At 69.0% G+C, this 255-nt stretch carries 1 pseudogene; it reads left to right on the forward strand.

Annotation, left to right across the window (positions count from 1 at the left end):
• Window positions 1–255 (forward strand): annotated as a pseudogene (locus tag AB3X99_RS41050) (acetyl-CoA C-acetyltransferase); the annotation flags it as partial.

Raw genomic sequence — 255 nt, forward strand, 5'->3', positions numbered from 1 at the left:
TGGGCCTCACGCCGCTCGCGCGCATCAAGGCGTACGCCAGCGGCGGCGTCGATCCGAAGGTGATGGGCATGGGCCCGGTGCCGGCGTCGAAGCGGGCGCTGGAGCGCGCGGGCTGGTCGGTGACCGACCTCGATCTCATGGAGATCAACGAGGCGTTCGCGGCGCAGGCGCTGGCCGTGAACAAGCAGATGGGCTGGGACACGTCGAAGATCAACGTGAACGGCGGGGCGATTGCAATCGGTCACCCGATCGGCG

Origin of the sequence: Paraburkholderia sp. BR10882, from assembly GCF_040948855.1 — a bacterium.
Taxonomy (GTDB): domain Bacteria; phylum Pseudomonadota; class Gammaproteobacteria; order Burkholderiales; family Burkholderiaceae; genus Paraburkholderia; species Paraburkholderia nodosa_A.